The sequence below is a fragment of the Nitrospirae bacterium CG2_30_53_67 genome (assembly GCA_001873285.1).
Taxonomy (GTDB): domain Bacteria; phylum CG2-30-53-67; class CG2-30-53-67; order CG2-30-53-67; family CG2-30-53-67; genus CG2-30-53-67.
This window is the reverse complement of record MNYV01000065.1, coordinates 1-10,223: the sequence shown is the minus strand read 5'-3', so window position 1 is coordinate 10,223 and position 10,223 is coordinate 1. Positions and strand designations below refer to the sequence as shown.

The 10,223-nt window shown below is 56.5% G+C and carries 6 protein-coding genes; 2 read left to right on the top strand and 4 right to left on the bottom strand.

Annotated elements, in window-relative coordinates:
- From AUK29_03630 to AUK29_03615, 4 genes are all read right to left on the bottom strand, one after another.
- Window positions 1–1,532 (bottom strand): hypothetical protein (locus tag AUK29_03630; GenBank protein OIP64893.1); only part of this gene is annotated, 1,532 nt, incomplete at its 3' end.
- 79 nt (window positions 1,533–1,611) lie between these two features.
- Window positions 1,612–3,540, bottom strand: coding sequence for a molybdopterin biosynthesis protein (locus tag AUK29_03625; GenBank protein ID OIP64892.1), 1,929 nt, complete (start codon window positions 3,538–3,540; stop codon window positions 1,612–1,614).
- 24 nt (window positions 3,541–3,564) lie between these two features.
- On the bottom strand, window positions 3,565–4,812 hold the full coding sequence (locus AUK29_03620; protein OIP64894.1) for a hypothetical protein: 1,248 nt from the start codon (window positions 4,810–4,812) through the stop codon (window positions 3,565–3,567).
- A 189-nt stretch (window positions 4,813–5,001) separates the two neighbouring features.
- Complete coding sequence (locus AUK29_03615) at window positions 5,002–5,490, bottom strand: hypothetical protein (protein OIP64891.1); 489 nt, start codon at window positions 5,488–5,490, stop codon at window positions 5,002–5,004.
- A 290-nt stretch (window positions 5,491–5,780) separates the two neighbouring features.
- Between AUK29_03615 and AUK29_03610 the strand changes: the two genes are divergently transcribed.
- Together AUK29_03610 and AUK29_03605 are read left to right on the top strand one after the other, a co-directional pair.
- Window positions 5,781–7,019, top strand: a complete 1,239-nt coding sequence (locus AUK29_03610) for a beta-ketoacyl-[acyl-carrier-protein] synthase II (protein ID OIP64890.1) — start codon at window positions 5,781–5,783, stop codon at window positions 7,017–7,019.
- A gap of 135 nt (window positions 7,020–7,154) precedes the next feature.
- A complete protein-coding gene (locus tag AUK29_03605) occupies window positions 7,155–9,254 on the top strand; it encodes a hypothetical protein (GenBank protein OIP64889.1) in 2,100 nt (699 codons plus the stop codon).
- The last annotated feature ends 969 nt before the right edge of the window (window positions 9,255–10,223 follow it).

Genomic DNA, 10,223 nt, shown 5'->3' with positions numbered 1-10,223 from the left:
GCAGTCAGGAGATTCATAAAATCCCCATCCACATTCAACTCCAGATAGGTGATCTTCCGCCGGATGTCGTCCAATTCATGGCGCTTCCTGTTGGAAAGAAGGGAGATACAGGCGCCCGTGCCTGCACTGTTTTTTAGCGGCTCATACGTCTGAAGCGGGATATCCGGCACCATCCCGATGGTCACGGCCATCTTCGGATCCATATAGGCCCCGAAGGTCCCTGCCACGTAAAAATGTTTCAGGTCTTTAAAAGATACCCCTGCCTTCCGGGTGATCACGGTCAAGGCCGTGTACATGGCCCCTTTGGTCCTGAGCAGGTTGTTGATATCGAGTTCACTCACGGTGATGTCTCGACCCGTTCCGGTCTCATCCCCTGAAGTTATTCGATAGGCCTTGACACCATCCAGTTCCACCACGGAGGACGCGTCCGAGACGATCTTTCCCCGCTCGTCGATCACACCGCAGAGGAAGAGTTCAGCCATGAGGTCCACAAGCCCCGAACCGCAGATGCCCTGCGGGGGAACGCCTCCGATGGTGGCATAAGAGGCTTTGAGCGTCTTCCGGTCGATCCGGACCTTTTCAATGGCCCCGTCCGCAGCCCGCATCCCGCACTTCACCACGCCCCCTTCGAGGGCCGGCCCTGCCGCGCCTGCGGCCACCATGAGCCAATGCCGGTTCCCGAGCACGATCTCCGCGTTGGTCCCCACATCCACAAGGATAGAAAGGTCCTCGTCCTCATACATTCCGGAGACCAGGATCCCGGCCAGCACGTCCCCGCCCACGTAGCTCCCCACATTGGGAAGGACATAGACCATGGCGTTTTCATTCCCCGTGATCCCAAGCGTCTGTGCCGGATAGATCTCGGTGCGGTTGATCACAGGGGTGTAGGGCTCCCGGCAGATTTTCTGCGGAGAGAGCCCAAGAAAAAAATGGATCATGGTCGTGTTCCCGGCCACGGCAAGGGCGTAGAGATGATGCCTGTCGATCCCATGCATATTGAGCATGGATTCGATGTTGTTGTTGAAGGAGCGGATGACCATCTCCTGAAGGTCCTGCAAGCCCCCGGGCCGCTCGCAATAATGGATACGGTTCAGGATGTCTTCGCCGTGCCTGATCTGAGGGTTTTCATCGGATCTCCGTGCAAGGATCTTCCCCTTGTCCAGGTCCAGGAGATAGTAAGCGATGTTGGTGGACCCGAGGTCCACGGCCACGCCGAAGTTCCGGTCGGATTGGTCGCCCGGTTCTACATCAATCACCTCGCCCCGAAATCCAAAATTTGCATGTGTCAGTGTGAGTGTCAGTGAAAATTCCGAGTCATGCAGCGTCTCGGAAATCCTTCGCGCCATGGGAAGAGAAACAGTGGGGCGAGGACACCCTGCTGTTTTTTCCAGCATATCCAGGACCCGGTCCACATCTCCCCGGTTGTCCCGAAGGCTGGGTTCAGCCACATGAAGAAAGACCTTGCGGACCATGGGGTCCGGATCTTCCCCGGAAAGAATCTCTGGCATATCATCGGTTTCGGGATCGCTCATCATTGCCGCCTATGCGTCACCGGGTTCAAATCGTTCAAAAGATTTAAACAGTTCAAACCGCTTAAACGGCTTGAACCTCTTAGACCTCATACATAATCTTCCCCATATCCGAGACATCGTACCCGCCCATTTCAAGAAGAATGTCCTTAAACTCTTTTTCCTCACGAATGATCCGGAGGAGCCTCACCATGGCCACGGTTTCAAAAAAGACTTTGGGAATGAGAAAATCATACCTCTCTCGGGCCAGGGGGAGAAAATCCAGGGAAAGGGCGCGGGCCGCGGCCAGGATGCCGACGCCCGCGTCCGCCGTGCCTCCGGCCACGGCCGAGGCCACGCCCATGTGCGTATATTCCTCCCGTTCATATCCGCGAATCAACCCAGGATTAATCCCGAGGTCATGGAAATATTTGTCCGTGAGGAGCCGCGTCCCCGATCCCTTCTGCCGGTTGATGAAGACCAGATCATCCCGGCAGAGGTCCTTAAATTGTGTAATTCCTTTGGGATTCCCTTTCCGGACCAGGAGTCCCTGCTGCCGGTAGACCAGGTTCACCAGCACGACCTTTTTTTCCGGAAGGAGGCGCTGAATAAAGGGGATGTTATATTCCCCGCTCTCTTCATCGAGGAGGTGTGTCCCTGCAAGATGGGCCTCTCCCCTCTTGATCGCGAGGAGCCCGCCCATGCTCCCCACATGGGCTGAAGAGAGGGACATCTCCGGATATTTCTTCTTCAGGAGGTTGGCGAGAACGTCCAGACTGTTGTCATGGCTTCCGATACAGACCAGGGTGTTTTCGATCTCCTTTCTCGAACGGATTAAATGGACCGTCACCTCGGATCGGGCGGCCATCCCCTCGCTCAGGGCGGGGACCCGTACCATGCCGTCTGCGCGCACCAGGGACATGAGCATGCCCGCTCCCCGTGAAACGGGGGTGGCGATAAAACGGCCTTCCACGATTCCGACCTTGACCCGGAGGAACTCCTCCAGGCCCATGGTGGATGCGACCTGCCGGGAGAGCGTGGCCTTTATGATCGCAGGCGCCGGCGCCGGTTGTCCCTGCCAGGCATGGATAACCGGCTTGATAAAGAGATCCAAGGTCAGGACCGCGGAGACCGGATATCCGGGGATCCCGACCACGGGTTTCCCCTGCACCATTCCGAGAATAACCGGCTTTCCCGGACGGATATGGATCCCGTGCACAAAGACCTCGCCCAGATCACGGAGCGCATGGACCGTGAAATCCTGCTGTCCCGCAGAAGACCCTGCATTGACCACCACCAGGTCGGACCGGCCGAGGGCACTGAGAATGTTCTCCTTTAAAAGGCCGAGGTCATCCGGTACGATCGCATGCCTGACGGCCTCCCCCCCCCACTCCTGAACCATGCCGCAGAGGATCCGGGAATTGAATTCAATAATCTTTGCTCCTGTGACCTCCGACCCGGGCTGCACCAGTTCATCGCCTGTGGGGATCACCTCTACAACGGGAAAACGGCGCACCCTGACCTCCGTCAACCCGCCGGCCAGCATGGCGCCCATATCCACCGGACGGATCCGATGGTTCTCCGGGATGATCAGCTCCGTGGCCACGATATCCTCTCCCATGGTCCGGACATGCTGATAGGGAGTGGCGGGCGCCGTGATCTCGATCTCCGTCTCACTGCACCGGTCCACGTCCTCGATCATGATCACGGCGTCCATGCCCGAGGGGAGAGGATCTCCGGTATCCACAAAAATCGCTTTCTCGCCGATTGAGAGCCTCTTTGGAGAGGTCTCTGAAGCGCCCAGGGTATCGGTAAACCGGACGGCCACACCGTCCATGGCCGAACCGTGATACGTGGGCGAAGAGATCCGGGCGGCCACCGCCTCGGCCGTAATCCGCCCGAGGGAAGCGTCCACAGGGATCGGCTCTCCAGGGAGGGGCTCAAGCAGACCACGGCCCGACAGCTCGGATGTCCACTTGGCAAGGGCATCGGCCAAAGGGGAATTTTCAGGATAGACCTGTCGTTTAATCATAACTGTATTCTGTATGCTGGATGCTCAAAAAACCCTGACATCAACCTCCTCGTCCTTTTCAAGGCCGAGCTTGTTTTCAGGAACGACCACGGTCCCGGAGGCATCAACCAAGGTGGAGATCAGGCCGGATTTGCCCAGGATCGGCCGCGCCCGGAGCGCTCCTTCGTGCAGTTCCAGGGCCACACGGATGTAGTCCTCCCGACCCGGACGGGAAGCGATGCTCCGTGTGATCCGTGCCTTGACCGTACACCCGATGAACCGTTCCCAAGAGGGGACAGCCTCACCGGACAGAAGCCGGAGCACGGGCCTCACAAAAAGTTCGAACCCGATTGCGACCGCTGCCGGATGGCCAGGGAGACCGATCACGGGCCTTGACTTCACCAGTGCACACAGGGTCGGTTTCCCCGGTTTCACGGCCACCCCGTGCACCAGGACCCCGGGTTCGCCCAGTTCCTTGATGACCCGATCTGTGAGATCCTTGGCCCCCACGGAACTACCGCCGGATAAAAGGATGAGGTCTGTCTCTTGAACGGCCTTTAAGACCGCCTCCTTGAGGCGATCCTCCTCGTCCGGCACGATCCCGAAATGAACCGGCACGCCTCCATGCTGCGCGACGAGGGCCGAGAGATGATAGGAGTTGATGTCCCGCACCTGACCCAGGCCGGGGACCCGGTCCGGAGGGATGATCTCGTTCCCCGTGGGGATCACGGCCACCCTCGGGCGCCGATAGACCCTGATTCTAATGATGCCGATCCCACACAGGGCGCCGATGTCCTGAGGCCTTACTCGGCGCCCGGGCTTTCCGACCGTCCGGTTCTTCCGGATATCCTCACCGGCCTGGATCACATTCTCACCCGGGGCCGCAGGGCGGCTGACTTCAATCATCTTCTCATCCACCGGAGATGCATGCTCCAGCATGACCACGGCATCGGCGCCATCAGGCAGCATCCCGCCGGTGGCGATCTTGACCGCATCCTGTGGACGGACACCCACCGCGGCACGGACCCCCATGGGAACCTCACCCGCAAGATTGAGATAAGCGGGAAGCGTCTCGGTCGCGCCGAACGTATCCCCGGCCCTGACCGCATATCCATCCATGGTCGCTTTTGCAAACGCTGGAAGGTCGACAGGAGAGCGGATCTCGGCGCTCAGAATCCGGCCCAGGGAGGCAGACACGTTTATCTCCTCATCGGGAAGTTTCGATACCTCCAGATTCCGGAGAAAAATCTTCTGCGCCTCCTCCCGAGGAATGACCCCGGTCCGGCCCAGCATGTCCTTGATCTTCTTCCCGGTCTGATCTGTCATCCTGAATGTAACCTTGTGTTATCGGGTTATCCGTCCAATTTCATTTTTTATTTTTATACCATAACAGGCCTTTTAAGACAATGGAATATGGACTCTCATAAAAAAAGCCGCTGTCTTTATGGGACAGCGGCTTTTTTAGAACTGAAACATGACGAATTAGTGCTTCTTGGTCAAAGGCGTGTGCTCATGGCTCTTGGATTTGTCGTACGTGAACCCTTTAAAGAACGGGCTCTTCTCGTTGTGGCACTTCTTGCATGCGGCCTCGTCTGGAGCATTAACGAGCCCTTTGGCCTTGATCTCGTCCAGCTTGTAGTCCCGGTTGGTCATCATCACCTTCATGTAATCCGACCCTGCACCGTGGCAGGACTCGCACTGAACGCCAGGCATATCTGCCTTGCCGTTCACCGTGTGGCATCCCAGACAGGCAGCATCCGTGGTGTAGTCCTTTTCCGGATCAAGCTTGGCAGCCGTCTTGGCCTCTGCGGCCGCACCCGGCTTCAAACTGTCCAATGCCTTGGCCATCTTGGTCTGCTCCCAACTCTTGAACTGCTTCATGTGGCACATCTTGCATTTCGCCACACCCACATAGTCTGCGGCGGAAACCATGCCCGCTGAAACAATAACAAAGAGAGCTGCCACCATCATTATAGTCCATTTTTTCATTGATGTATCACCTCCTTCCTTGATGAATTTAAGATATGTTTATAGATGCATTTTTATATATCAAAGACGCCGGCAAGTCAAATATATTCAGAACTTTTTTTATTTTTTAATAACAGGCGAGATAGGATCGCTATGATCTGATTTTAAAATGCTTTTCAAGTGGATTGTCAACCACAGACAGGAATTATGTTGACTAACAACCTGAAATCCTTTAGTATGAAGGGCCGTGTCCGGCTGCATGAGAATAAAACCTTTGAAACCCAAGGATTAGGATGCATACAAGGATTGCGGTCACCGGCATGGGGGCTGTGACTCCCCTGGGAAATTCCATGGAGGAGACCTGGCAGGGCCTGGTCCGAGGCCGGTCCGGCATCGGCCCCATCACCCGTTTCGATGCTTCAAACCTCCCCTGCCGGATTGCCGGAGAAATCCGGGATCTCCCCAAAGACCCATATCCTAAAAAGCTTCTTCGCCGCCTCGACCCCTTTGTCTTATACGCCCTTACCGCGTGTTCCGAGGCGTTCTCTCAGGCCGGACTCGACCGCTCCGGGTGGGACCGGACACGGGCCGGCGTGGTCATCGGCTCCAGCAGGGGGGGGATCACGACCCTGGAAGCCGGCATGGCCTCGTATGCCCGAAAGGGATTTCAGGGACTTTCCCCTCATCTTACGGTCTCATCGCTGATCAACCAGGCCCCTGCCATGATCTCCATGCAGCATCAGCTTCTCGGTCCGAGCCTTGCCGTATCCACGGCCTGCGCCTCCGGCGCCCATGCCATCGGGGAAGCGGTCAGAATCCTCCGGTCCGGAGACGCGGACCTCATCATCAGCGGAGGTTCGGAAGCGCCCATCACCTCCATGATCATCGGCGGATTTGCCAGGGCGCGCGCCCTCTCCCGGAGAAATCAAGAGCCGGAGAAGGCCTGCCGGCCGTTTGACAGGGACCGGGACGGATTTGTGATCAGTGAGGGGGCTGGAATCCTGATCCTCGAAACATGGGAACATGCTGAATCGCGCGGGGTCAAGATCTTAGGCGAGATCCTTGGGTTCGGCCTGTCATCCGATGCCTGCCACATGACGGCCCCCGACCCGAGGGGAGACGGGATGATCCGGGCCCTGCGGCTGGCCATGAGGGATGCCGGGATCGGGCCGAATGAGATCGATCTGATCAATACCCACGGCACCGGAACCCGACTGAATGACCGGATCGAGGCATTGGCGCTCAACTCTGCCCTGGGCCCTCGGTCTGCGGTGATCCCGGCCTGCGCCATCAAGTCCATGACCGGACATATGCTCGGCGCCAGCGGAGCTTTGGAAGCCATTGCCTCCATCCTGAGTGCCAACACAGGGATCATCCCTCCTATCCTAAATCTCGAACACCCGGACCCGGAGTGCGGTTTGAACTTTGTTTGCGGCGAGCCGCAACGGGCAAGGATAACGACGGTCCTCTCCTCCTCTTTCGCCTTCGGCGGCGCCAACGCGGTCCTGATCGTACGCGGGGCCGCCTTTTGATCTTCGGAATCAGGCGGCCATATTAAGCATATTTATTGACAGATCCTTCAATTCAATTTTATAATATCCATAACGGTTCCAGACGTTTGATTTTCTTGGCCCGATCCAGGCAATCCTTTTTTTTAGAGGCGGCTCATGTTCAAGGTTGATTCCATCACCCCGGAACAGTTTACTGAACTCACCCGTTTGGCACAGGAGCTCAACTCCGCGCTTCAGAAATCCCAGGTGATCCAGATCATCCTCTTAAGAGGCGCCGAGATCTCCGGTTCGAAAGGCGCGTGCCTTGCCCTGTTCAACGAGAAGGAGGAAGCCCCGGAGGTCCATGCCCACGGAATCAGCCGGGGGCTCACCGGCCACATCGCTCCCCTTTCCATGGGACCTCTCAGGGACACGGCATCGAGAGAGGGGTTCTGCCGGATAGACCGCCTCCCGGCGGGCGTTGAAGACGCCTTCCGCACAGGCTTTTGTTTCTCTCTCATTCACAACGGAATCATGATCGGACTCCTTTATTTTTTCGATCACGAGGAGGGCCCATGCCCGGAGAACCGGATGCAGGTCATGCAGATCATCGCCAACTATGCGGCCACGTCCGCCGCTAATGCGGTTCTTTATGAGCAGAGGGAACGGAAGATCCGCCAGTTGAATATTCTGAATGAAGCCGCGGTCTCGCTCGCATCGGAGCCCGACATGAAATCCCTGTTTCAGAAACTGGCCGATCATGCGCTCTTCCTGCTGCGCTCGGAAGCGGCGCTCCTGATCCTGCCGGCGCCGGAATCCAGTCAAATAGAACAGACCTATATCTCAGAAAGCCCGGAGCGCCATTCCATAGCGATCCGGCCCCGGATCTCAGGCATCTTTTCAGATATGATGACCTCGCAGAAAGTGCTGAACCTCCAAACCAAAGACCTTGAGGCAAAAACCATTGACCTCCCCTTTTCTCTGCCTCACGTTCGAAGCCTTCTTGCGGTTCCCATCATCCACCAGCAGGCATCCATCGGGATTCTCATCCTGATCAACAAAGTAAACGGCCCGTTCTTTGACAAGGAGGATGAGGATCTCCTGATCACCTATGGATTCCAGGCCGCCCTTTCCATCGAAAACGCCCGGCTCCACGAACATAACAAGAGGCTGGCCATCACGGACGGTCTGACCGGACTCTTCAACCACCGTGAGTTCCAGTCCAGGCTGCAAGCGGAAGTGCGGCGGTCTGAGCGGTACAAACGCACCTTCTCCTTACTCATGATCGACATAGACCACTTCAAGACCTTCAATGACCGCCATGGGCATCCGGTAGGAGACAAGATCCTGCAGGGGGTGGCCTCAACGATCCGGGAATCGATCCGGGACATTGACATCCCTGCCCGCTACGGCGGTGAGGAGTTCGTCGTGATCCTTCCTGAAACCCCTTATGACCCCGCACAGATCGTCGCTGAACGGATACGGGGAAAGATCTTCGAAAAATCCTACGGGAAAACCCTGGGCAACGAAGACTTCCTGATCACGGTCAGCATCGGGATATCCACCTTCCCCGGAGACGCCGTGAGCCGTGAGGAACTGATCACCAAAAGCGACCAAGCCCTCTATTTTGCAAAACGCGAGGGGAGAAACCGAATCCGGCGTTACGATGAAACCCTCAAGGCCTTCATCGAAAGTAAGGAAGAGCACATCGAGGACATCTTAAAAGACGCCAAGGTCAAGGTCATGCGGGACCTGGCTGCGGCTGTGGACGCCAAAAATCTCTTTACCCGAGGCCATACCGACGAAGTGACCCATTATGCCGTGGCCCTGGCCAAGGCATTGAAACTCTCCAACACCGATATTGAAAGCATACACCTCGCGAGCATCCTTCACGATATCGGGACCGTGAGCATCCCCGATGAGATCCTGAACAAGCCCGGGCCCTTGACCGATGAGGAAAGAAAGATCATCCAGGGCCATCCGCATCTGGCTGAGATGATCCTGCAGAAGGCGAAACACCTGGAGAGCATCATCCCCGCGATCCTGTACCATCACGAACGCTACGACGGGAAAGGGTATCCCGACGGCATCAAGGGTGAAAAGATTCCTCTCATGGCAAGGATCCTCTCCATCGTGGAGGCCTACCAGGCCATGTGCTCCGACCGCCCCTACCGTCAGCGCAGATCCAAAGAGGACGCCGTCAAAGAACTCAGGGAAAACGCGGGCAAACAGTTTGACCCCGAACTCGTCAAGGTCTTCATCGAGATCATCTCCTAATCCAGGCCCAATCCCATAGAAGTCATCAACCTCCGGCAAAGCCTGAGGCTTGACGTTTGCCGGCCCCCTCAAAGGGGCCTATTCGCAGACAGTTAAAAACACCCTCCCTTAACCCCTCCTCTCCTCCCCTTACTACAAGGGGGTCTCCCCCTCTTATTTAAGAGGGGGTCGGGGGGAGTTATCCCTCTGACGTGGGCAAGGGGGAGTTAGGGGTAAAGCATTTCGGTTAACTGCATACTCCCGGAATGGCCAAACTCTAAGAGTCCTCCGGCAGAGCCGGGGGTTTGCCCTTATTTAATCACGGATCATCTCATGGTGGGTATTAAATGCAGTATCAAGAGGGTCCGTCCCTATTTCACACGAATTCTCATGACAGAACTGATGTGATTCTGAAGAGTCTCCAACCGTTCCGCAGGCGTCATCGAGAGCATCCAACGGATAACCGTAAGATCAACGCCATCCTCGCTGTAGGCCGTCTCACTCCCGGGATATGAATTCTTCGACTCATCCATTTGATCTGCCCGCTTATCACGATTCATACTTCCTCAAGATTGACGGCTTAGTAAAAAGTCCTAAAATGGACGGCAAAGAAAAAAGCTCCGGATGCAAGGCACGCAAGTCCTGAGGAATGAGGCGTACGTTAGACGTACGCTGCAGTGACGAAGGACGCAGCGTAACGCCGCAGACGGACTTTTTACGAAGCCGTGTCCGGCTATCTACTTCATGGTTCCCGTATAACAACCCTTCACAGACAACCATCCGGCATAATACTCCGCAATTCCTTTTTGCCTGACCCACAACAAACCGGGGGGCTATCCCCTGTCAGCGCAGGAAGGTTACGAGAGAACGGTTCTGATAGCCCCGGCCTTTCTCCTTCAGAAAAATATTCTGTAACTTTTGGATTCTACAATCGTTTCTCAGAACCGTCCCGCGGCTCTCCTTGTTGGACTGAACGCTCTACTCTACGAG